At 57.9% G+C, this 17,725-nt stretch carries 17 protein-coding genes and 1 tRNA gene; 9 read left to right on the top strand and 9 right to left on the bottom strand.

Annotated elements, in window-relative coordinates:
* From rimM to ffh, 3 genes are all read right to left on the bottom strand, one after another.
* Positions 1–555: a ribosome maturation factor RimM gene (gene rimM, locus A15D_RS11110; protein WP_102791989.1), complete on the bottom strand. Its 555-nt coding sequence runs from the start codon at positions 553–555 to the stop codon at positions 1–3.
* The gene (gene rpsP / locus A15D_RS11105; RefSeq protein ID WP_022985637.1) at positions 555–803 is read right to left on the bottom strand and encodes a 30S ribosomal protein S16; all 249 of its coding nucleotides are present in this window, start codon (positions 801–803) and stop codon (positions 555–557) included. Before rpsP ends, rimM begins: the two co-directional genes overlap by 1 nt.
* Before the next feature lie 294 nt (positions 804–1,097).
* Positions 1,098–2,534, bottom strand: coding sequence for a signal recognition particle protein (gene ffh / locus A15D_RS11100; RefSeq protein ID WP_102791988.1), 1,437 nt, complete (start codon positions 2,532–2,534; stop codon positions 1,098–1,100).
* A gap of 219 nt (positions 2,535–2,753) precedes the next feature.
* Here ffh and A15D_RS11095 point away from each other — a divergent pair, with 219 nt between their 5' ends.
* The 3 genes from A15D_RS11095 to A15D_RS11085 all read left to right on the top strand — a co-directional run bounded on the left by A15D_RS11095 (position 2,754) and on the right by A15D_RS11085 (position 6,836).
* Positions 2,754–3,554 (top strand): inner membrane protein YpjD, encoded by an 801-nt coding sequence (locus A15D_RS11095; protein ID WP_102791987.1) that lies wholly within the window; start codon positions 2,754–2,756, stop codon positions 3,552–3,554.
* Between the two features lie 216 nt (positions 3,555–3,770).
* Positions 3,771–5,027: an HlyC/CorC family transporter gene (locus A15D_RS11090; protein WP_102791986.1), complete on the top strand. Its 1,257-nt coding sequence runs from the start codon at positions 3,771–3,773 to the stop codon at positions 5,025–5,027.
* A 156-nt stretch (positions 5,028–5,183) separates the two neighbouring features.
* Positions 5,184–6,836, top strand: coding sequence for a hypothetical protein (locus A15D_RS11085; protein WP_102791985.1), 1,653 nt, complete (start codon positions 5,184–5,186; stop codon positions 6,834–6,836).
* Between the two features lie 107 nt (positions 6,837–6,943).
* Here the strand turns inward: A15D_RS11085 and A15D_RS11080 are convergent, their stop codons facing one another.
* On the bottom strand, positions 6,944–8,488 hold the full coding sequence (locus tag A15D_RS11080) for an adenylate/guanylate cyclase domain-containing protein (RefSeq protein WP_102791984.1): 1,545 nt from the start codon (positions 8,486–8,488) through the stop codon (positions 6,944–6,946).
* A 157-nt stretch (positions 8,489–8,645) separates the two neighbouring features.
* Here A15D_RS11080 and A15D_RS11075 point away from each other — a divergent pair, with 157 nt between their 5' ends.
* The 3 genes from A15D_RS11075 to A15D_RS11065 all read left to right on the top strand — a co-directional run bounded on the left by A15D_RS11075 (position 8,646) and on the right by A15D_RS11065 (position 9,866).
* Positions 8,646–9,203 (top strand): nitroreductase, encoded by a 558-nt coding sequence (locus tag A15D_RS11075; RefSeq protein ID WP_102791983.1) that lies wholly within the window; start codon positions 8,646–8,648, stop codon positions 9,201–9,203.
* Complete coding sequence (locus A15D_RS11070) at positions 9,200–9,637, top strand: YiiD C-terminal domain-containing protein (RefSeq protein ID WP_102791982.1); 438 nt, start codon at positions 9,200–9,202, stop codon at positions 9,635–9,637. Before A15D_RS11075 ends, A15D_RS11070 begins: the two co-directional genes overlap by 4 nt.
* Positions 9,638–9,778: 141 nt before the next feature.
* Positions 9,779–9,866 (top strand) — tRNA-Ser (locus A15D_RS11065).
* Between the two features lie 70 nt (positions 9,867–9,936).
* Here A15D_RS11065 and A15D_RS11060 read toward each other — a convergent pair.
* From A15D_RS11060 to A15D_RS11040, 5 genes are all read right to left on the bottom strand, one after another.
* Complete coding sequence (locus A15D_RS11060; protein WP_102791981.1) at positions 9,937–10,467, bottom strand: hypothetical protein; 531 nt, start codon at positions 10,465–10,467, stop codon at positions 9,937–9,939.
* A 48-nt stretch (positions 10,468–10,515) separates the two neighbouring features.
* Positions 10,516–10,794 carry a hypothetical protein gene (locus A15D_RS11055; RefSeq protein ID WP_031226569.1) on the bottom strand — a complete coding sequence of 93 codons (279 nt, stop codon included), beginning with the start codon at positions 10,792–10,794 and terminating at the stop codon, positions 10,516–10,518.
* Between the two features lie 94 nt (positions 10,795–10,888).
* Positions 10,889–11,902 carry an AraC family transcriptional regulator gene (locus A15D_RS11050; RefSeq protein WP_102791980.1) on the bottom strand — a complete coding sequence of 338 codons (1,014 nt, stop codon included), beginning with the start codon at positions 11,900–11,902 and terminating at the stop codon, positions 10,889–10,891.
* Between the two features lie 122 nt (positions 11,903–12,024).
* Positions 12,025–13,167, bottom strand: coding sequence for an acyl-CoA desaturase (locus A15D_RS11045; RefSeq protein ID WP_102791979.1), 1,143 nt, complete (start codon positions 13,165–13,167; stop codon positions 12,025–12,027).
* Between the two features lie 18 nt (positions 13,168–13,185).
* Positions 13,186–14,310 carry a ferredoxin reductase gene (locus A15D_RS11040; RefSeq protein ID WP_102791978.1) on the bottom strand — a complete coding sequence of 375 codons (1,125 nt, stop codon included), beginning with the start codon at positions 14,308–14,310 and terminating at the stop codon, positions 13,186–13,188.
* 184 nt (positions 14,311–14,494) lie between these two features.
* On the opposite strand from A15D_RS11040, the gene A15D_RS11035 reads away from it, so the two are divergent.
* From A15D_RS11035 to mnmH, 3 genes are all read left to right on the top strand, one after another.
* On the top strand, positions 14,495–15,130 hold the full coding sequence (locus tag A15D_RS11035) for a TetR family transcriptional regulator (protein ID WP_022985625.1): 636 nt from the start codon (positions 14,495–14,497) through the stop codon (positions 15,128–15,130).
* A 144-nt stretch (positions 15,131–15,274) separates the two neighbouring features.
* The gene (locus A15D_RS11030; protein WP_022985624.1) at positions 15,275–16,144 is read left to right on the top strand and encodes a MaoC family dehydratase; all 870 of its coding nucleotides are present in this window, start codon (positions 15,275–15,277) and stop codon (positions 16,142–16,144) included.
* Positions 16,145–16,548: 404 nt separating this feature from the next.
* Entirely contained in the window at positions 16,549–17,682 is a 1,134-nt protein-coding gene (gene mnmH / locus A15D_RS11025; RefSeq protein ID WP_369825834.1) for a tRNA 2-selenouridine(34) synthase MnmH, read from the top strand.
* Positions 17,683–17,725: the final 43 nt, after the last annotated feature.

Below are 17,725 nucleotides of genomic sequence, written 5' to 3'. Positions count from 1 at the left end.
TTAAAAATCCGGGTCCCAATCCACCGTCATGCGGCCTTCGGCCAGATTCACATCGGTGATCACGTCATCCGGTTGCCAGGGAATCAGCCGCTCGCGACGATCCAGGCTTTTGCTGTCACCGCGCACCACGACCACATCGTTGGCACCGGTTTCCAGCATTCTGACTACCTTGCCGAAATCCGCGCCTTCACTATGGAAGACCCGCAGGCCGATAAGATCGCGCCAGTAATATTCGCCACCACCAGACTGTGGCAACAGGTCACGAGGTATCCCGATATCCTGCCCCACCAGCGCTGCCGCCATGTTCCGGTCGGTTACCCCTTCCAGTTGTGCGATCAGGCCTTTGCCCTGGGGACGAAAGCCGATGACCTTCACCGGCTTCCACTCTCCACCAGATCTGGAGCCACCTTGCTTAAGGTGCCAAGGCTGGTAGTGCTGGATGTTTTCGCGGGGGTCGGTATTGGAAAAAACCTTTACCCACCCCTGCACGCCGTGCACCCCGAGGATGCGACCGACAACCTCCAGCTCAGAGGACGTCTGCCCTCCAGTGGTCATCAGGCTTCCTTACGGGCCTGCTTAACCAGGGTCTTGACGCGGTCAGACAGCTGAGCACCTTTACCCACCCAGGCATCTAGGCTTTCCAGGTTCAGCTTGAGAGGGATTTCACCGCCACGGGCGATGGGGTTGTAGAAACCCAGTTGCTCGATGAAACGACCATCACGGGCGTTACGGCTATCGGCAACAACAATGCTGTAGAACGGGCGCTTCTTGGAACCGCCGCGAGCGAGACGAATAACTACCATGGTTTATCTACCTTTTTTATCAATCCGGTTTCCCGGCCGCCTGCCGAGGAGGGCATAGCGAGCCATCGTATCCGCTTGAAAGCCAAGCCCTGCCTTGCATCAGAGCGCAAAACAAAGGACAGGCCGCGAAGGGCGCGGATTATACAGGGAGATGCAGCACGCAACAAGAGTTTCGCAGCTCCCCAACGGCTCAAGTGCCGCACCAACAAAAGCCCTGCCCAAACGCAGCGCGGGCAGAGAGGCGGAATTCCCACCTGCCCTGCCCGCGCGTTGCAGCTTGAAGCTTGCCGCTCCTTACATCGGCGGCATTCCACCGCCCATGCCGCCCGGAGGCATTCCGCCACCGGGACCGCCCATACCACCGGAACCACCCGGGCCGCCATTGCCACCCATCATGCCTTCCAGGCCACGCATCATGTTCTTCATGCCGCCTTTGGTGCGCATCTTCTTCATCATCTTGGCCATCATCTTTTGCTGCTTCATCAGGCGGTTCAGGTCCTGGATCTCAAGACCGGCACCCGCCGCGATGCGCTTCTTGCGTGAGCCCTTGATGATGTCCGGGTTGCGACGTTCTTTTACCGTCATGGAGTCGATCAACGCCTCCATGTGTTTCATCTGCTTCATGGCCGCCGGGTCCTGGGCCGCCTGCATCATGCCGCCCATGCCAGGCAGCTTGTCGAGCAGGCCCGCCATACCGCCCATGTTGCGCATCTGCTGGAACTGGTCCTTGAGATCCTCGAAGTCCATCGCCTTGCCTTTCTTGAACTTCTTGGCGATCTTCTCGGCTTTCTTCTTGTCCAGCTTGCGCTCGGCTTCTTCCACCAGGGAGAGCACGTCGCCCATGCCGAGGATCCGGCTGGCGATACGATCCGGGTGGAACGGCTCCAGGGCGTCGGTCTTCTCACCCATGCCGATAAACTTGATGGGTTTGCCGGTGAGCTGGCGAACGGACAGGGCCGCACCACCACGGGAATCACCGTCAGCCTTGGTCAGGATCACACCAGTCAGCGGCAGCGCCTCATTAAAGGCCTGGGCGGTATTCGCCGCATCCTGACCGGTCATGGCGTCGACCACGAACAGGGTTTCCACCGGACTGATCGCCCCGTGCAACCGCTTGATCTCGGACATCATCTCGTCGTCCACATGGAGACGACCGGCAGTATCGACGATCAGCACATCCATATAACGACGGCGAGCCTCTTCCAACGCACCGTTGGCAATATCCACCGGATCCTGATCGCCGGTAGACGGGAAGAAGTTGGTCTCAACCTCTCCGGCCAGCGTCTTCAGCTGCTCGATAGCCGCCGGGCGGTACACGTCGGCCGACACCACCATGACCTTCTTCTTCTCACGCTCCTGCAGGAAGCGGGCAAGCTTGGCCACCGAGGTGGTTTTACCTGCCCCCTGCAAACCGGCCATCAAGATGATCGCGGGCGGCTTGGCGGCCAGATCCAGGCCGTCGTTGGCGTCGCCCATGGTGTGAACCAGCTCGTCATTGACGATCTTCACGAATGCCTGGCCAGGATTCAGGCTTTGCAGCACTTCCTGCCCCAGGGCTTTTTCCTTTACCTGTTCGACAAACTCTTTCACCACTGGCAAGGCCACATCGGCCTCCAGCAGCGCCTTGCGCACTTCGCGCAGGGTGTCGCGGATATTGTCTTCGGTCAGGGAGCCCTGACCTGCCAGGTTTTTAAGCGACGATCCCAACCGGTCGGTGAGATTCTCGAACATGGTGCTACCTCCAGATCCTTATGTCTGCGCGCAATTGGGCCTGCGGCAGGGACAAGGGCGCGATTATAGCCCTCATTTACCGTCAACGTCATGGGGCCCAACCACAAACCCACCGGTAAAATGAGAATGATTGTTGATAGAAGAGTTGCGCCTATGCCAGACTTCAGCGGGCTTGCCCGGCACTTCTCGCCCGGGCCTTTGTAGGGATTACAGCACGTTATGGATTTTTCGGTGATCAGCGGCCTGCTGGCCTTTGTTCTCTACGTCGTCGCTTGTCTGATCGTGATCCGGCAGCTGCGCGGCGAGAACGCGCCGTCACGCCGATCCATCCTGATTCCCGGCCTGCTCGCCGTCATCGCTCATGCCATCAGCCTGTGGGAAGTCATCATTACGCCCCAGGGGCTTCACCTCGGGCTATTTCCCGTCGCCTCCACTGTCGCCATGACCGGTACTGCCCTGGTGCTGATATCCAGCCTGTATCGCCCCTTTGAGTGGATCTCGGCCATGGTGTATCCCTTTGCCGCGGTCTCCATCCCGGCCATGCTGTGGATCAACACCGGCTACGTCACCCAGCCCATGGCCCATGGCCTGGGCCAGCATGTATTTTTCTCCATCGTGGCCTATGCCGTACTCACCGTAGCCGCAGGCCAGGCCGTCCTCTTGAGCATCCAGGATCGTCAACTGCGCAACGGTCATATCCGCGGCGTGATGCGGCTATTCCCACCCATGCAGGTGATGGAATCCATGCTGTTCGAAGTGATCTGGCTGGGTGAGATCCTGCTCACCATCGCCATCGCTACCGGCTTCTTTTACGTGGACAACCTGTTTGCCCAGCACCTGGTGCACAAGACCGTGCTCACGCTGATCGCCTGGGTGGTTTTCGCCATCCTGCTGGGGGGCCGTTACCTGCGCGGCTGGCGAGGCCGCACCGCCACGCGCTTCACCCTCAGCGGCTTTGCCGTACTGCTGGTCGCCTTCTTCGGTAGTCAGCTGGTGCTCGAGTTCATTCTGAAGCGCTGATTGAGTTGAACGTTCAAAGTTGAAACACGGATCACCCGCTACTTGCGCTTGAAACCTTGAGCCCGCGCCCAAAGCCCGAACGCGGCCTCAAGGCATAAGGAAAAAGGCAACCCCGGATCGCGAACTGTTCACTGTTAACTGTTCACTGCCTCCTTGACACCTCTCGGTCCTACCCCGAACAATACCTACCCAACTGGCGGATAAACGACATTTCCCTTGGATACCTTCTCTGACGGGTGGCTCATTGGCGCCCTGATTTTCCTTGTGCTTGGCTCAGCCTTTTTCTCCAGCAGTGAAACCGGCATGGTGGCCATCAACCGCTATCGTCTGCGGCATCTGGCGCGTCAGGGCCACAAGGCCGCTTCCCGGGTCGAAAAGCTGCTAAAACGCACCGACCGCCTGCTGTCCGTGATCCTGATCGGCAACAATTTCGTCAACAACTTCGCCGCCACCGTGGCCGCCATCCTGGCCATTCGCTGGCTGGGCGATAGCGGGGCCGCCGTGGCTCCGGTGGTCATCACCATCATCATGCTGGTGTTTGCCGAGATCACCCCCAAGACCTTTGCCGCCATGCGCCCGGAGCGGGTCGCATTTCCGGCCAGTCTCGCGCTGAAACCTTTGCAGACCTTGCTGGCCCCGCTGGTGTGGATGGTCAACGGCGTCAGCAACCTGCTGCTGCGCCTGGCCGGGATTCGCGCCAACGAGCATGACGACGACCATCTCAGCCCGGAAGAGCTACGCACCGTGGTGAACGAAGCCGGCGGCCTGATCCCGGAAAACCACCAGAAGATGTTGCTGAACATTCTCGATCTGGAAACCGTCACCGTGGAAGACATCATGGTGCCGCGCAACGAGATGGTCGGCATTGATCTGGAGGATGACATGCATGACATCCTCACCACACTGCGCGCCAGCCAACACACCCGCTTGCCGGTCTACAACGGCGACCCCAACAACATGGTCGGCCTGCTGCACCTGCGCAAACTCAGCCGCCTGCTACTCAAGGACGACATCAACAAGGCCGAGTTGATGCAATACACCGTCGAGCCTTACTACGTGCCGGAAGCGACCTCATTGCACCAGCAGCTGATCAACTTCCAGAATGCCAAGCGGCGCATCGGGGTGGTGGTCGATGAGTACGGCGATGTGCAGGGGCTGGTCACACTGGAAGATATCCTGGAAGAAATCGTCGGTGAATTTACCACCGACCTGGCCGCCACCAGCCAGGACATTCACCCCCAGGAAGATGGCAGCTTCGTGATTGACGGCTCCACCACCCTGCGCGACATCAACCGCGCCTTGCAGTGGGAATTGCCAACCGATGGCCCCAAGACACTCAACGGGCTGATTCTCGAATACCTTCAGGACATTCCGGACGCCAACATTTCGGTAAAAATCGACCAGTACCAGATCGAGATTCTTCAGGTAAAAGACAACATGGTGAAAACCACCCGGATGCGTCTGGCAGTTTAAGCGCCGCCATCCGGGCACCGTCACGCTTGCGGATTCCCCCTGTTTTTTCTGTGTGATCGACTTGCACCGATTCACTATACGACTTTCACCAAACAGTCATCTTTCTTCCACATACTCCTTTCTTCCTAATCAACACCGTATCCATTTGGGGGAGTTATGGTGGACGCAGTCTCATCGCCGCGCGCCCAGTTAGTCGAACTGCTCTGGCAACTGAAACAGAATTTTGATCAGGAAGGTGACAGCAGCCTTCGCTTCGTACACTTCAATACCCTTTTGAATGATCCCACTTATCGTGCGGAGATCATCAAACGTGCAATCCATCACGACAACCGCAAGATTCGCGCGCTGGGCCTGAAGCTACAGGAAGCCAACCGCGACGGCGTGCTGCTGCACAAACGCCCTGTCACCAGCACCCCACTGACCAATCCGGATATCGCAGAAACCCTTGGCACCCAGCCGCCCCGCGACGCCACTGGCGCCAAAAGCCATCGTGGCACTTATGCCTGGCTGGGCCTGGCCGCCGTCATGCTCGGTCTCATCAGCTACTTCGCCTACAAGCCGATACATCAGCTGATCGCCGGCACCCAGGTCATCAAGGGCTCCCTGTTTGGCAACCAGACCTGGGCCGCCAACACCACCTGGATTCTGGATGGCATTGTCTATCTGGAAGCAGGCGGCACCCTGACTATTGAACCGGGCACCCGTATCGAAGGCCGTCCTGGTTCCGCCCTGGTAATTACCCGCGACGCGACCCTGTTTGCCCGCGGACAGGAAAACGCCCCAATTGTTTTCACCAGCAATCAGGCTGAAGGCACGCGTACTGCTGGCGACTGGGGTGGCGTGGTGATGCTGGGCAGTGCCCCCGTCAATGTAGAGGGCGCCCAGATTGAAGGCATTCCCGCCGGCGATACCCGCGGCGAGTTTGGCGGCCGGGATATGGAGTCCTCCTGTGGTGTAATGGAATACTCGCGTATCGAGTTTGCCGGGTTTGAGGTGTATGCCAATAACGAACTCAACGGCTTGACCCTGGGCGGCTGTGGCAGCAATACCATTATCCGCCATGTGCAGGTTCACCGAGCCCTGGATGACGGCATCGAGGTCTTTGGTGGCACCGTCAATCTCAAGCACATTGTCATTACCGGTGCCGGAGATGACTCGCTGGATTGGGACATGGGCTGGCGGGGCAACGTGCAGTTCCTGGTCGCGCAGCAACATGCCAACGTGGGCGACAATGCGTTCGAGGGCGACAACCTGAAAGCAAACCCGAATGCATCGCCGTTGTCAGAACCCACCATGTACAACGTGACCCTGATCAGCCCCCGCAGCCATGAGAAATACCATCGCGCCATGACCCTGAAAGTCGGCAGCGGCGGACATTTTCATAACATCATCATTGATGGCTTTTCCGGCGAAACCATCGACCTGAAAGGTGCCGAAACCGTTCGCCGCATCAGCAATGGCGAGCTGACTTTCAACAGCATGATGGTGCACAAGGTAGGAAACCGCGGCCTCACCTTCTTCGATGCAGAGGCCATGGACAGTGACGACGACGATGGCTTTGATGAACGACGTTATTTCCAGAGCAGCGCCATCGCCGCCCAGTTCGGCACAGACCCGCTGCTGACACGGGATGCCACCAGCGCCTCGCACCCGGACTTTGCACCCACCGCCCGCTCACCCGCCCGTAACGGTGCCAGCCCGATCCCACAGGGCGAATTCTGGGATGAAGCGGCGAACTATCTGGGAGCAGTGCGCCCCGGGAACGTCCAGAACTGGACTGACGGCTGGACGTCTTATCCGTTGAACTAACAAACGCCGAATCCAGAAACGAAAAACCACGCCCCTAGGCGTGGTTTTTCGTATCAGCGCAAGCAGCCTTCGTTTGTGACAGCACGAGGCCTGCGGTCAGTAGCGGCTTACACCCGGACCTGGGTTTGCACCTTCTTCGCCACCCGCCCCATCATCTCAATCACTTTTTCTCGCTCTCTCTTCTTGATGACCTCGCTGTCAACATGCAGGCTGAACCCCTCAGCCTCGTAATTGACAGATACTGGCTCGGCCTTTTTCAGATCCGTTGCAGATCGGGCCAGCGTTTTGAGGATGGTGTTCTTGTCAAAGTTGCGAATGCGCTCCACATCCAGATGAATACCAAAACCGCTGGTTTGCGCAGACACGTAGCGATTCTTCGCGCCGGCATCCTTCTGCGCGCCCAGCGCTTCGAATACCGGAATCGGACGATTAAAGCCCTTAACCTGAATATCACCCATGTTGCGACAACGAATGCGGTCTTTCACCAGCTCCTGTGTCGCTTCCGAAATCAGTACCCCCCCGGGGCGACAAGCCGACTCCAGACGGCTGGCCAGATTCACATCCGTACCCAGAATGGTGTAATCCATGCGGGAATCCGTACCAAAGTTGCCCACCGTGACATAGCCGGTATTAATGCCAATCCGGATTTCCAGCTTGTGATCAATGCCTTCGCGCTTCCAGCGCTGGCGCAGCAACTTCATTTGTTCCTGCATCTCGATGGCCATCAGCACACAGCGGTAGGCATCCTCTTTGGCACCAGCACTCTTGGGGTCACCGAAGAACACCATCACTGCATCACCGATAAACTTGTCGATGGTGCCGCCATGGCGTAGCGCAATCCGCGTCATCTCACTCAAATAGGTGTTGAGCATGCTGGTCAGGGTTTCCAGCGGCAACTCCTCGGAGATCGCGCTAAAGCCCTTGATGTCGGAAAAAAAGACGGTCAACCGTTTACGGCGGGTCTCCAGCTTGGCGTCACGCTTGCCGGAAAAAATCGAGCCCCAAATCTGGGGCGGCAGGTATTTTGCCAGCTTCCGGGACATCTCGACGGCCTGCTGCTGCTGACGACGCACCAACTCCTGGGCCTGCTTCAGATACTTGGCCTGCAGATGGGCAAAGGCCGAGGACGCTCCGACATACACCCCCAGGCCCAACAGTGAAATCACGGTCAGCAACACCGGCGCCTGGTCCGGAGGCAAGTAGGCAAACCCCAACAAGGCCCCCATCAACAACGCACCAATGGAGGTCATCAGCAGGTTCAGCAGCCACGGCTTGAGACCACCACTACTCACCGCATTGGCATGCACAATAATCAACAACACCAACGACGGCACCAGGGCAAAATGCAGAAGTGCACACGCCACCCCAATAATCATGGCATCGGCCTGCATCAACGCCTGATGCACCGGTTTCTGAGGCTTGTCTTTCTTCATCGCCAGGAACAGGATGCCCTGGGCGACCAGCGGATAGGTCAGCAACCCCGCCACACCCAAGAGGTGTAACTGCGAGTACAACTCGAGTTTCAGGCCCGCCATCAGCATCATGGCCGCCACCAGAAAGGCAAGCAGACGGATATAGTTGGCCTGGCGGCGTGCCCGCTCCATGGGCCCAATCAACGGGCGGCGAGCTTTCTTTTTCGACGTGGTGGACATTGTGAATCGTTTCACAGGATTTTCGGGAAGCTTAGCCGTTTCCCCACTAAGAAAAAAGACTGGGGCGACTAACGCGACCAATTCTTCCTTTTAAGGTCGTGGCTGGGACTCATTCGCAATTCGAGCTACCATGGCGCCCTTGTTATTGGAGCACTGAATGGACACCCTCACCGCCCTCACCACCCGCGTATCCTGCCCTCGCCTGGCCGAACCCGGCCCCAGTGACGAACAGCTGGATCTGTTATTACGCGCCGCCATCCGCGCACCCGACCACGGGTTGCTACGGCCCTGGCGGTTCATCGTACTGGAAGGCGATCAGCGCGAGCGGCTTGGCGACATCATGGAGGCGCAGCTTCTCGAAGAGCAGCCCGAGGCTGACAGCCGCACCCGGGAGATTGCCCGCAACAAGGCATTGCGTGCTCCAACCATCATCGTCGTTGTGGCAGACATCACTGAAAATCACAAGATCCCAGCCTGGGAGCAGATGCTTGCCGTGGGGGCTGCCGTGCAAAACATGATGCTGGCCGCCTATGAGATGGGTATCGGCGCCATGTGGCGCACCGGTGCCATGGCCAACTCCAATCTGGCCAAATCCATGCTCGGGTTTGCCGCCAAGGACCAGGTCATCGCCTATCTGTATCTGGGCACCCCGGCCATTGGCCTCAAGAGTCTTCCCGACGACACCCCCGCAGACTACCTCCGTCAGCTGCCATGATCGATCTGGACGCGCTGGCGGATCAGGTTCGTGACGCGATCCCGTTGACCCGGCATCTCTATTTCCGGTTCGAACAGTTTGACGGCGATCAGCTGCGGGTCAGCGCCCCACTGGCCCCGAACCATAATGACAAGGGCACCTTCTTCGCTGGCAGCCAGGCCGCCTTGCTGGCCCTGTCCGGCTGGGGGCTGACCACCTTGCTCGCTCAACAGGCCGGGCACCCTGCTGATGTGGTGGCGGTGGAGACTCAGCTCAAATATACCCTGCCGCTACATAGCGACATGCAGATCACCGTGACCACCGAGCAGCGCCCCCGGTTTGAGGAGCGCCTGGCCCTGCGCGGCAAGGCCAGCCTGGCCATTCGCGCTGTCGGCAAAGATCTGCAAGGCCAAACCGTCTGTGAATTTACCGGGATTTATCTGGCGCGAACCTGAAATCGCTCAAAGCCTGACCAACCGGCCCCGCAGCACTTGCCAGCACCCCCACCCTCCGGTACTCTACGCGCCCTCAAGAGTGAGCAAGGTAATGGCCATACGCCTGCTCCACTGCCGCAAGGCAGTGCCAAACTGTTTCAAGGTGAGGTGTCCGAGTGGCCGAAGGAGCACGCCTGGAAAGTGTGTATACGGAAACGTATCGAGGGTTCGAATCCCTCCCTCACCGCCAAATCAAAAAAGCCCCGCAATGCGGGGCTTTTTTGTGTTTAATCACAGATGCAGGTCACAGCGTGACTTGATCACCCATTTGATCGACGCCCTTCCGGTACGCCCATAATCCAGCTGGCCACGACTCGCGCCTTCACCAGCAAAACCAAAGCAGCAACCAGCTCTACACCGGTTGCAAGCATATTGGCTTTTCGGTCGGCGTTGATGTCAAAAAGTTGCCCCACATGCTTCTGCTCCTCGGTATACGCCCATAAAGCCCCCCAGTACACGGCATCGACAACCGCGTAATACAGCGTATAGAGGCCTATACCTGCCACAATCACCGCAAGCATATCTGCCGGCGTTGGCTTTGATCCATCAACGTCCCCATCCATTTCAGATTTGAGAATGGTGCGAGAAACCAACAGAGGGAATTGCCAAAGTATCAGAGCAACAAAAAGCGGGAAAATCGCCGAAACGAGCGAGAAAACATCATGAATACTGAAATGTTGGCTGGGCTCACCCAGTGAATAAGCCAGGACCACAACTCGATCCAGAAAAAACAACGCCATCGCTATGGCAAACAGGCGAACAAAAAGCGCCAGATAGTGACTTCCTTTCATCTTTCATCCTTGTTTTATGTACTAGAACGCCTACTTGGCCTGGCCTGCTCAGCGGCTCTTCCAGATCCGGGCAACCGCCTTGTCTTCGCCCAACAGGCCCACCACGACACACACCAGCGCCGACACCCCGAAAAACACCGCCGGGATCAGCCCGCCATAGAGCCCGGAGTGAAGACTCATCGCCAACGTTGCGGCGGACAGGATCAGGAACAGGCTTCCCACCCCAAGAAGAATCTTGCGGTAAGACGCCCGGTAGTTGTACTCATCCGTACCGGATTCGAAGGGCCGCAGGATCGGCCAGAAGACTTTTCTCAAAAAGGTTTTCACTGTGGGCTCCACAACAGGCACAACAATCCAGACCATTTAAGCAAAAAAGGCGCCAACGGCGCCTTTGGTAAGCTTGCCGTCATTCGCCGGCAGGCTAACCCATGGCATCCTCTTCGGCTTTCAGCTTGCGGTACTCGATCGGGGTCATCCCAACCCAGCGCTTGAAGGCACGATAAAAGGTAGACGGTTCGGAAAAGCCGGTCAGATAAACGATTTCGTCAATGGATTCGTCCGTGCCGGCCAACAAGCGCTTGGCCAGCCGACAACGGTAATCGGCCACCAGCTGGTTGAAATTGGTGCCCGCGTCGGCAAGCCGGGTGCGCAACTGCCGCGCCTTGATGCCCAGACGCTCGGCCACTTCTTCCAGGTTGGCGTGCCCGGATTCCAGCAGCTCCCCGATCAGGCGATTCACCTGCGCCACCAGATCCTGCTTTTCCAGCCGTGCCACCTGCTCGCTGGCCAGCTGCTCATGCAGGTGCAGCAATTCCGGCTCGTGGTGGGCAGAAGAAAGGCTCATGACCGACGCATCGAAATACATGCCCACACTGGGCATGTCGAATTTCACCGGGCACTCAAACTGGCGTTCGTATTCCTTCTGATCCGCATGGGGGGAATGGCCAAAATGGATCTCCAGCGGTTCGAAAGCGCCATCGGTGACGAATTTAAAGAACTTGATAACCCCCATCATCATGCATTCGTTCAGATGACTCAGGCGTTTACTCCAGATCATCTGCTTGAGGAAGACACGCTCTCCCTCCTCAAACAACTCGCCCTGCGCGGCATCAGACAACAGTCGCTGGTAATCCAGCGCCCGTTTCAGGCCCTCACCAAAAGTGGGGCTCGACAGGAACAGGTACTCAAGCACCTGGCCCTTGTAGACAGGAATATGCTGACCCAGGTGCAAACCGATATGTTCGTCGCCAGACACCTTTTCAAGGGCCTGCCAGAACCATTCCTGGGCATCGTGGGGGGTACGCAGGTCAGGAACCTGCAAGATGGATTTGTCGAGACCGACCTCTGCCAACACGGCATCAGCATCAATACCGGCATTTACCATGGCCTTGTAGGCCATGCGCAACAGCACACCGGAATCTGTCATTTCTGCCATGCGCTTGCCTTGTCCCCAAATGAAAAAAGCTACTCTCAGATCGACTGAGAGTAGCATAAGGATGGCAGGGCCGGAACCAGCTAACCGGCCTCTACCGGGTGCTCTTTACTGCGACTAGCGAGTCACGCAGCCTGGCGGGAAGCTGACCCGGATTCAGCCTTCAGCGGGATGACCTTGGCCATCAAACCCTTGCCCTTGCCGCCACCTTTGCCCGGCAGGGACATTTTGAAAATCCGCTTCCACACACTGACCGACTGCTTCATGAATGAGCCGGTGTTGTAGGGCAGGCCGTACTTCTCGCAGATCGCCTTCACTTCAGGGGAAATTCTTGCATAGCGGTGCGCAGGAATGTCCGGGAACAGGTGGTGCTCGATCTGGAAGCTCAGGTTACCGCTCATGATGTGCATGAGACGGCCACCCTCAAAGTTGGCCGAGCCCAGCATCTGGCGTACATACCAGTGACCACGGCTTTCATCTTCCAGTACCGACTCCGGGAACTGCTCGACCTCCTCCGGGAAGTGACCATTGAAGATCACCTGGGAAGACCACAGGTTACGCGCCAGGTTCGCCGTCACGTTGCCGGCAAACACGAACGGGAAGAACGGGCCGGCCAGCGCCGGGAACAGCAGGTAGTCCTTGAACAACTGCTTGCGCATCTTCTTCCAGGTCGGCTTGAACTCTGCCTTCAACTCTTCCTTCGTCTTGGTCTTGTAGATCAGGTAGTCCTCGAGCTTGAGGCTCTGTACCGCCACAAAGTGCTGGAAGAAGGTGGACAGAATCACCGCCAGGATCGGGTTCAGGACAAAGCGCGGCTCCCACTCCTGATCGTCTGACATACGCAGAATGCCGTAACCAATGTCGTGATCCTTGTCGAGCACGTTGGTGAAGGTATGGTGCTCAAAGTTGTGGGTGTGCTTCCACGCGGTATTGGTACAGGTGTTGTCCCAGTCAAAGTTCCGCGAGTTGATATTCTTGTCACCGATCCAGTCGTATTGGCCATGCATGACGTTATGGCCAATTTCCATGTTATCCAGGATCTTGGAAGCCGACAGACAGGCTACCCCGGCAAGCCATGCCGGCGGCAGGAAACCCGCCATCAGCAGGCCACGGCCGGCCACTTCCAGCTGACGCTGGCGCTTGATCAGGGTACGGATGTATTTCTCGTCCTTCTCGCCCAGGTCCGCGATTTCGCGGTTACGGATGGCGTCCAGTTCCTGGCCGATGGCGTCAAATTGTTCCGGGGTCAGAGTGTGGTAAATGCTCATGATGCTGACTCCTTTCCTTTAAATGTCCAGGGTCACCGTGCCCACTGGCACGCTGACGCAAAGTTGAATGTCTTCTTCATCGCCGCTGCTGATCTCACCGGTGCGCAGATCGCGTACCTTGCCAGCGGTTTTCTTGCAGGTGCAGCTGTAACAGATCCCCATCCGGCAGCCGGATTCCGGGGTAAGGCCTGCCGCCTCTGCCTGCTCAAGCAGGTTGCTGCCGTTATTGGCGACCAGGGTTTCGCTGCGGGCAAAACGCACTTCGCCCCCCGCTTCATCACTGGTGTCCAGCTGTGGCGTTGCCAGGGTGAACTGCTCCTTGTGCAACCGGTCGCTCAGGCCTTCCTCTTCCCAGACCTTTTCCACTGCCGCCATCATCGGCGGCGGACCACACAAAAAAGTGGTCGCCTGTGCAAAATCCGGAACAGAGCTGCACAAGTGTTCACTACAGAACAGCCCCGACAACTCGCCACCCGATTCTCCGTCGCCAAAAGCACGCAGCAGGGTCACGTTGTTGTGACGGGTGGCAATATCCGCCAGCTCGTCTGCATAGATCATGTCTTCGGCACGATTGGCGTAGTGCAGAAACGTGATCTCGCCGTCATATCCCTCATCACACAAGGTGCGCAACATGGACATCACCGGCGTAATACCACTGCCGCCACTGATCAGCAGCACCCGCTCCGGGCGCTGCTCCGGCAGGGCAAATTCACCCCCAGCCGGGCTCAGGGTGACGACCTCGCCTTCCTGCAGCTGCTCGCGCAGGTAACGTGAAACGAAGCCGTTGGCATGGGCCTTGGCGGTCAGCTCAATGCGGCCATCCGTGCGATGCAGGGAGTTGGCCGGAGAGTAACAACGGGTGTGGCGCTTGCCGTCAATGCTGACCGTCAGCTGCACGAACTGGCCCGGAATAAAGCCCTGCCAGTTAGTATTGGGCTGCAAGGTCACGGTCACGCTGTCGGCCGTCAGGTGTTCAATCTTCTCCACCCGTGCACGGACTTCCGTGGTGGACCAAAGGGGGTTGAGCACTTCCAGGTAGCGATCAACGCCGTGGGGGTAGCTGAGCACCCCGGCAACACGGGACTGCAACAGGCGCTGAAGGCCTTGCTGAAAACGTCGCGGAGTCTGTGTAGTTGCGTTCATGGGAAAAACCCTTAAAGTGAACAGATGTACGCATTATTCTCAGCACAGGGATTAAAGTCAACACTTGTTCACTAAAAAAATAAAGGCTTTCATTTTCATGTGCTTACAAAGCTTTTTGTGGAATTAGTTGCATCACCGTCCCACAACGAGGAGAATTTACAGCGTATTTTTGGAGGCCAATCCGATGTCCAAGGAAAGCAGCAGCAGATCCCGCAAGCCTAAACGGGGCCAGACCCGTGAGGCCTTGATGGAGGCTGCCCTGGATCTGGTGGTCAAAAAGGCGCCCTTTTCCAGCCTGAGCCTGCGTGAAGTGACCAAACGCGCCGGCGTGGTCCCCACCGCCTTCTATCGCCATTTCACCGACATGAGCGCCCTGGGTCTGACCCTGCTGGACGAGTCCTTCCGCACCCTGCGGCAGATGATGCGTCAGGTCCGACAGGAAAATCAGCCCAACGAAAACATGCTGCGCGGCTCCATGGAGACCTACTTCAATTATGTGCGCGAGAACCGCGCCCATTTTCTGTTCGTCGCCAAGGAGCTGTTTGGTGGCACCCCCACCATGCGCAACGCTATCCGCCGTGAAATCCGCATGTTCACCAACGAGTTGGCCATGGATATGGCACGCTTTCCCTTCCTTAACCATCTCAGCGCTGAAGACCTGCAAATGATGGCCGGCCTGGTGGTGAACAACGTCACCGCCCTGACTCAGGAAATGCTGGAGCTGGAAGAAAGCGATACCTTCGGCCAGCAGGAAGTGCTTGGCACCGCCGAAAAACAATTGCGGTTGATCTTCCTTGGCGTGGGCCAGTGGAAATCCTGACCCCTGCCCGATGACTGCTTGAGTCGCCAGCGCCGTCGTCTGCGCGGCCAATAGCGGCTTGCCCTTGCTGCTCTATACTTTCCCGAAGAATCAGCCAGCTACCACAGCCACGGCTTACTACAGGTAAAGGGAAAGGATCGAGTGATGAGCGAGGTAAAATTCCGCGAACTGCGTAATTCACCCCCCATGGTGGTTAACTTTGCCAAGGCAGTGCTGCGTGCCACCGTCAAGCCAGGCAAGAACCCGGCCCTGCCGGAAATCGGCCTGCGACTCAACGATGTGGCGCTGGACGAAAAACACCTGGCGGCTTACCGCAAGGTGTGTGGCTTCGCAGCGGACGGCAAGCTACCCGTTACCTACCCCCATATGCACGCCTTCCCGCTGCACATGGCCCTGATTCTCAGCGATGGGTTCCCGTTCCCCGCCATGGGGCTGGTGCATGTCCGCAACAGCATTACCCAGTACCGCCCGATCAGTGAGAAAGAGCAACTCAATGTGAAGTGCTATCTCGGCAACCTGAACAAGGTAGACAAGGGTTACGAGTTCTCTATCTTCACCAGCATCAGCACCGGTGGTGAGCGTGTTTGGGAAAGCGAATCCGTGAATTTCTTCCGCACCGGCGGCGGTGGTGGCAGCAAGAAGAAAGAGGCCCCCAAGCCCGCGCCCGCCACGGACACCGTGGAGTGGAAAGTCCCCGGTGATACCGGCCGTCGTTATGGCGCGGTATCCGGTGACCGCAACCCGATTCACCTGTACCCGCTGTCGGCCAAGCTGTTCGGTTTCAAGCGTCAGATTGCCCACGGCATGTGGTCCAAGGCCCGCTGCCTGGCCGAACTGCAAAACCAGCTCCCCGAGACCGCTTTTACGGTCGATGTGCAGTTCAAGCTGCCCATGTTTATTCCTGCCAGCGTCAAGTTTGAGAACAAGCCGGCCAAGGGCGGAAGCGATTTCCGTCTGCTGGCCAAAGATGGCATCAAGCCCCATCTGGCCGGCCAGATCCGTCCGGCAGAGTAAAACGCCAGACGCCAGAACGCGGGCAGGGCCGTGGGGATCCCACGGTACCCTGCCCGCGTTTTTTTGTGCCCGGGGGGTGGTGTAGAGGTGCGTGCAGCGGTTCAGGGGCGCAGTTGGATTTGTCTCTGGGATCTCTTCGGGTGGGTATGCGAGCAGCGTCATGCATACGCTCTGGAATCTATACCTCGCTTGGGCTCGGTTCGCCATGCGAGCATGGCTCCTACAAAGTGCTCAGGTTATTTAATAGCGCCGAACTCAACGATCGGGAAAGCGTTTCCGTTCTTCTAAAAAATCCCGGAACTATTTTGGGGTTGCCCTTCCAATCCAGCGTAGCTGATAGCTGATAGCTGATAGCTGATAGCCGATAGCTGATAGCTGATAGCTGATAGCTGATAGCTGATAGCTTGTCGCGTGCCGCTGCCGTAAACTTCCTCTCCATGCGCGATGACTGCCACGATTATCTATCCCTGTTTCTCAACGACATCCCTCTACTGGATGTGCGTGCCCCTGTGGAATTCTCCAAGGGCGCCTTCCCTGCCGCGACCAATATTGCGCTGATCAACAATGACGAACGGCATCAGATCGGTATTTGCTACAAGCAGCATGGGCAGCAGGCAGCCATTGATCTGGGCAACCAGCTGGTCAGCGGTGAAGAGCGGGACAAGCGCATGCAAGCGTGGCAGCAATGGTGGCGCGACAACCCCCACGGCTATCTTTATTGCTTCCGGGGTGGCCTGCGCAGCCAGACCACCCAGGCCTGGCTAACAGAGGCAGGGGTCGATGCCCCACTGATTCGGGGTGGCTACAAGGCCATGCGGACCTTCCTGCTCAACCAGCTGGAAAACCGCATCGCTGCCCAGCATTTCGAAATCCTGTGCGGCAGAACCGGCTGCGCCAAAACCCGTGTCATCGAAGCCCAGCCCAACGCTATTGACCTGGAAGGCATCGCGCATCACCGCGGGTCCGCATTTGGGCGTCGCCCCGGCGGGCAGCCCAGCCAGATTTATTTTGAAAACACCCTCAGCATTGACCTGCTGAAAGCCCACGCTGCCAACCATCAAACGGTGCTGCTGGAAGATGAAAGCAAGCTGATCGGACGCTGCCATTTACCCTTCAGTCTGCAGGACCGTATCAAGAGCCAGCCGCGCATCGTGATCAATGAGACGCTGGCGTCTCGCGTTCAGGTCACGCTGGAAGACTATGTGGTCGGCCCACTGCAGGAGTATCGCCAGCACTTTGGTGAACAACAGGCGCTGCAGCAACTGGGTGAGGAATTGCTCGCCGCCATGGACCGCATTCGCCGGCGCCTGGGCGGCCTGCGCCACCAGCAGTTGCGTCAGGTGCTGGAGGAAGCACTTGCGGTCCAGGCCATCAACGGCGATACCGAACTGCATCGCGAATGGATTCACACCCTGCTGGCAGATTACTACGACCCCATGTACGACTACATGCTTTCCCGACGACATGGCGAGATCGTGTTCGAGGGAAGCCGTGACGAGGTCATGGCGTTTCTGAATGAGCGCAATGCCAGTCAATAGCACTGACTCCCGGGCCTGTGGAGGAGCTATCCCGGTAGTGTTA

This window comes from Alcanivorax sp. MD8A (genome assembly GCF_002888555.1).
GTDB lineage: Bacteria > Pseudomonadota > Gammaproteobacteria > Pseudomonadales > Alcanivoracaceae > Alcanivorax.
The sequence above is the reverse complement of the archived record's forward strand: the minus strand, read 5'-3'. Positions and strand labels throughout refer to the sequence as shown.